We start from the raw sequence: 5668 nt of genomic DNA, 5'->3' as shown, positions 1-5668 counted from the left end.
GTTTTTTACAAACATACGCGAGGAAACCAGAAAAGCTGACAAGTGCGGGCTTATCCGCATTGATGGACGTAAGGTGATTTAGTAGGCCAGCTTTAACCAAAATACTTTACCATCGTTAACCTAATAGTTTACCCCCTCTAACTTAATTATCAGGCCATTTATAATTTTTTCAGGCAGATTTGTTTACCACGATTAATCTAATTAACAGTCCATTGTTAACTTTTTTACTTTACCACGCTTAACCTTAATATGTTACCACTGAAGGACAACCGGCATAATTGCCGATTATCCTATTCGTCAGTTACTTAAGAGATTTAGGAGGAAACAGTTCCATACTCTGGTCACTTATAAGATCTGTTATGAAACGACTCTTGTCAAGCAGTAATTTAGGCAAGACATTTTCCTCAGTGTAAGCACGGTATTGGCCACTCTGTTATACGGGGATTGGTTACCTCAGGTCAATGGTTCGCCGCGAGTTCTATTGGTCTTTCATCGAGGATCACTGTTTACAGTGCCATCAAAGATCTTACAGCGTAACGGCTGACAAGAAGAGCTTCACCACCTTACCATAAGTTAATCTTTCATATAGTCAAAAATTCCCGGACAGTATCCGTACTTGTTTAGAACCTGTTCTTCTTCATCAAAAGAGTTTTCGTCAGCAGAGTACAGGTCATCCTCCGGTACGGCATCCATAATTTCTGGATCTATGCAGTAGTCGAGAAAATCATTCAGCATACTGAATCCGATGACCGTAATTCTGTACTTGTTGGCAAGTCTGAAGTGCAGATCTTCGTCTTCATTAAGGCATACCAGGACCACATTGCTTTCATCTAGCCCTATATACTCACGGTACATGCCGAGTTCATTGGCGTAGTTTTCAGGATTTACTGTAGCAAAGTCAAAGATCATGAGTCCCATATTGCATCTCAGGATTAGGTCAAAAGTAATACGGAAGTTTTCGTAAATAAGTTCCGTACTTCTGGCAAATACATAGAATATCTCCTGATAATCGTTTGAGAATCTGAAAAGTCTGTCCTGAATCAGGCGTCCGCCAAGGTTGTGGAACCATCCTTCTGTTATAAAGTCTCGCAGTGCTCTGGGTCTCTGAATTGTTATGACAGCTTCATATTCCTGTTCGGAAGCGTCGACTTTGGATATCAGCTGAAGATTTTCCAGTGACTTCATAATTTTAAGATAACTTTCACGGGTTTCATGATCAAGATTCATATCCAGCACAAAACTTGTATTTTCTTTTGAAGCCGCATCCATCAGAGCATTGAATAATGTCGCGTACTTTTTGTCATTGCAGTAATCCCGCATGATTTCAAGTGAAAGTTTGTCTCTCTGTAATGTTTCTTTTGTATATCTCTGAGTATTTATCACTGAGAAGACATCGTCATCCATAAGTGCGAAGCATTCATCCTTATCCATGAGGTGGTTGTTGATGAAATCATTCATTTCACTTTCTGATGATTTTTCTGTCCTGGAAGCTGAAGTGCTTTCATCAGCGGAACCTGAAGTGCTTTTATCAGCGGAACCTGAAGTCTCACTATTCGTGTTCATATTCATGGACTGAGGAGTATCAGAAGGGGAGATTGCTGAATCATTTGGTTCCTTAATACCGCTGTTGTCACCATCATCCTGAGCGACTGAAGATGTCTGATAATCAGTGTGCTGAGAGTCCTGAATATCATTAACGTCTTTCGTCTGCTTTTCCCCGTCAGCAGTGCTATCCTTCGCAGGTGATACCTCCGCTTCAGGACATATAAGCAGATCACAAGGGAATATTGCCTGAAGATTCTGCAGATATTCAGCATAGGTGCATACTGTAAGTTTACGATTCGGATCTCCGATATTGGATAAAGCTGATTTTTCTTCTTTCAGAACAATTGTTGCCTGCGAATCATCGATATTCAGTACATCGCACAGATCCAGTAAATCGTTAACAGTCTTTTCGTATTCATTTTCATGACAGGAGACAATTACCGACCAGCCGTGTGCATGTTTTACCAGAAATGATGTTTTAATGTCTGCTCCATTGCGTGTTTTCAGGCGAATGGTTCTGGCACAGCTGACATCAATTGGAGCTGTTCCGGTATATTCTCTGAGACTGCTGACAATGAATTTCAGACCTCGTGAACTGATTAGATTGTCAATCCATCCTCCTGATAAAAAGTCAGTCAGCTGCTGAGCGTTACCGATTTTTATGGAAAAGAACGGATCTTCTGTTGATTTGTGATATTCATGAGAAGAAAAAATGCCTGCATTTACAAATGAGTTGCACATGTTGTTCAGTGAAGATTTCAGTACTCCGTCGAAGCTGTTTACTCTGCATACAATACTTTTCTGATTATTCATTGCCGCACTCTGCAGTTTGTTCAGAACCTGAGAAAATGCCTTATGGTTCTTTAACAGTTCGCTGGAAGCGCCATCAAGTGCAGTGATGCATTCATCCGTGCCGGTTAATGATATGTCATAATCCTTCATGGCTGACAGAAGCTTTTCAGGAGTGAACGCCAGATCAGCAGGATGTATAATCTGTATCGGTGCGTCGTTACCTGTATTTGCTCCCGGTAAGGCAATAATACTGTTGATGCCTGAACTGAAATCAGCAAGATTAAGAACAGTAATACCGGATTTCCCTGAACTGATATCTGGAATGTTGTAGTGAACCAGAATTAATCGTTCCTTAGGAATTGATAACCATTTTCCCGTAAGTTCAAGTTCTTCAATCAGTTTGTCTTTTTCATCTGCAGATTTCAGAACAGATATGGCGGTACAGTTATGTCCCTTCCTTATCAGAAAGTCAGGAGTTACTCTGATGTTCCCTTTGTGCATGCCGAGATTTCGGCTAATGCCGAAATCATGATTCATACTGTGTGACAGTATTCTGGTCAGTTGATAACCGATTTCATGTTCGATCCACAGATTTTCAGTAAGAAATCTGTTGAAATTACTGTTTGGCAGAATGGTGAAACTGATGATTCTGGTATTTCTGTTATAGCAGAAGTCTTCAATGACATTCATTTTGTCTTTCATGAACTGACACATCTGTACCATGACACCGATATCCAGTGCGGATTCATTAGCTGTACGCAAATGTATATCATGGTTTGATTTATTGATTCCCTTGATAACAGCCTTGAAAATTTTGGCTGCCGGTTTGTAGTTTCTTGCCGGAAAATGAGCAAGGCTGTCTAAAAGCGAGTCATTGAATGACGTGGTGTTAGGTATTGCCCGAATGTTCTGTGATCTGAATAATTCTGCAATCTCATCATTAACAAAAGGATAATCATCCTCTGAGAATTCATTTGCGCTTACTGTCTCTGATTTCCTGATGCCGGTACCGGAAGCAGGTCTGATGGCTGTTATCACAGACATCATTCTGTTATAGATGCTTCTGTTGCTTCTGTTTCCAGATGTGCGTGCACCGTCAGTATTTCCGGTATCATCTGTAGATAGTGCGGTGCTGTCTGAGGATGTAACTGAACTGTCCTTCTGTTCAGAAAGAGCTGTGTTCTGTATAACAGAGGTTTCTTCAGAAGATTTATTTGCGCTAGCATATTTCTCTTCAGACTGAGTCTGAGACACTGCTTCTGATTCAGTGCCGGATGTGTGCGACATGCAGATGTCCATTACCGCCTGAGCGATTTTTTCTCTGAAATTTTTGAGTGTCAGAACATTGTATTTATGAATTCCGGAGATGTTGTCAGACTGTTCGTTGGTGATACCGGCGATAACAGTGAAAGAGTTACGAGGTTCAATGTTATACCGGCTGGCGAATTTCTTGTATTTTACGATACGGCTCTGATATTCTCCGCTTTTGCATTCTATCCATAATGGCGTGTTGCCTACAAAACACAGAATATCAAGTTCGAAATACTCATTTGTAGGCAGCATGATGCTGATATTACTGTACAGTTCCATGTCTATACCGCACTGATTTCTGTAATAGTTCAGAATTTCGCGAACAGTGGCGTAAACAAATATTTCCATCCAGTGTCCTGTAACGAAATTGATGATAGTTCCGTCATTCTGAATACGGGCAACTATGGCCTGAAACGGATAATTTGAAATTCTGTATTCGGTGAGCAGGGCATTATCGTATAGTGTCTTAGCAAATTTTATACAGACGGCCTGTACCGGTTTAGGATATTTGGAGATATTGACGATACAGTTTGTTTTCTTACCCTGAGTGGATTTCAGGCCCATAATGATAGGCTGAAGTTCCATGAAATTCTTCCCGATCATTTCCGCAAGAACAAACCATATGGATGATTCCCTGGATATGTTTTCTATGCGGTTTATGGTTATTTCGTTAGATGAGCAGAACAGTTTTAGAGCATTTCCCAGAACCGTGTCATCATTGTATTCAGATGTAGAAGGTGTAATCGATGGTATGGCATTAAAGGTTCCTGAATTTTCAGTATTGTCTGCTGAAGGATAATCTGCTGACCCGGTACTGTCTTCTGATTTGAAGATATCTGTCTGCAGTCCTGCAGACATGATGGATCCCAGAGGTGAACCGGTCATGAAAGGGGAATCAGAAATCTCATGCTGGTTCTGTGCGCTGCCGGTTAAAATATCATCTGCCGGATTGAGTTCAGATGAAGTATTTTCTTCATCTGAACTCAGTTCATGGAGGCTTCTTGCCAATACCATCATGGAATTGGCAAGATTGTTCATGGCTTCTGCCAGAATGGCAGAGCTTTTTTCACTTAAACCTTTTCCGATCATATAGAACTCCGTATAAAATACTAAATATGGTGAATAAGAATTATCTGTATAACAATAATACTATCTATTATTTCTGATAAATATTATGCCTTGAATCATATTTTTTAATTTTGGAATTTACCGGAGCGGAATTTTTTAATGTTTTGGAGATGAATTCAAATTTTTAAAGGCTTTGAGGAATTGAGAACAGGGGGCATCTCTTCTTGTTAGGGAATATCTGATGATTTTCTGGGAGCTTATTTTTATCTGGTGAAAAGAATGTGTAATCATATCAGAGTTTTCATCAACTTCGATAATTACTGTAATCTCATATGGTTTTGTGCGAAGTGAAATAGTTAACAAGGGTCTGCTGATTAGATTAATCCTGGTCAGCAAATCTGTCTGAAAAAATTATAAATGGCCTGATAATTAAGTTAGAGGTGTAAACCATTAGGTTAACGATGGTAAAGTAATTTGGTTAAAGCTGGCCTACTAAATCACATTACGTCCACACATCTTGCCATTGGGTTCGGTCTGCATGCTGTAAAGCAAGGATACTCAGTACTGTTTAAAACTGCAGAAGCTCTTATTAAAGAACTTACCGAAGCCAGTGAAACGGGAAAGCTTGAACAAAAAATGCAGAAACTAGCCAAAGTTAAAGTTCTCATCATTGATGAACTGGGCTACTGTCCATTCAGCGCAAATGGCTCACATCTTTTGTTTCAGCTGGTAAGCAGAAGATATGGATCAAAAAGTACTGTTGTAACCAGCAACAGACCTGTCAGTGACTGGGGACTGATACTTGGTGATTCAACTGCTGCCACTGCTATTTTAGACAGACTGCTTCATCATTGCACTGTGCTTACAATCAATGGCGACAGACAATATGAAACGACCTCCACGAAAGAATGTAAAAACGTGGATTTACCGTGTAAACTGTAGATGTTTGTAA

2 protein-coding genes are annotated in these 5668 nt (G+C 40.0%); one reads left to right on the top strand and one right to left on the bottom strand.

The annotated features are described in order from the left end of the window. Positions 1 to 573 precede the first annotated feature (573 nt). Positions 574 to 4737, bottom strand: coding sequence for a hypothetical protein (locus BMY80_RS11635; RefSeq protein WP_093143872.1), 4164 nt, complete (start codon positions 4735 to 4737; stop codon positions 574 to 576). Between the two features lie 453 nt (positions 4738 to 5190). Here BMY80_RS11635 and BMY80_RS11630 point away from each other — a divergent pair, with 453 nt between their 5' ends. Next, positions 5191 to 5658, top strand: a complete 468-nt coding sequence (locus BMY80_RS11630; protein ID WP_245730186.1) for an ATP-binding protein — start codon at positions 5191 to 5193, stop codon at positions 5656 to 5658. Positions 5659 to 5668: the final 10 nt, after the last annotated feature.

The organism is Ruminobacter amylophilus (assembly GCF_900115655.1).
Lineage (GTDB): Bacteria > Pseudomonadota > Gammaproteobacteria > Enterobacterales > Succinivibrionaceae > Ruminobacter > Ruminobacter amylophilus.
Note: the sequence above shows the minus strand (reverse complement) of the source record. Positions and strands in the feature narration are given on the sequence as shown.

Coding starts and splice junctions, on each gene's coding strand:
- BMY80_RS11635 (WP_093143872.1), bottom strand. CDS start 4,737: ATGATCGGAAAAGGTTTAAGTGAAAAAAGCTCTGCCATTCTGGCAGAA.